Annotated in this window: 1 protein-coding gene; it reads right to left on the reverse strand. The window is 66.7% G+C overall.

From position 1 onward, the window contains the following. The coding region (locus tag G3O06_RS48810) for a 4Fe-4S dicluster domain-containing protein (RefSeq protein WP_205820519.1) at window positions 1–201 on the reverse strand (201 nt) is incomplete at both ends.

Consider the following 201-nt stretch of genomic DNA (forward strand, 5'->3'; position numbering starts at 1 on the left):
CGCCGCCGCCTTCCGGCGTGACCCACACGATGTTCTGCGTCGGGTCCTTGATGTCGCAGGTCTTGCAGTGCACGCAGTTCTGCGCGTTGATCACCAGGCGGTCGCTGCCGTCGTCGTTCTTCACGAACTCGTACACCGCCGCCGGGCAGAAGCGCCCCTCCGGCCCCGCGTACGTGTGCAGGTTCACGTTCACCGGCACGT

The sequence above is a fragment of the Burkholderia sp. Ac-20345 genome (assembly GCF_017104825.1).
Lineage (GTDB): Bacteria > Pseudomonadota > Gammaproteobacteria > Burkholderiales > Burkholderiaceae > Burkholderia > Burkholderia lata_B.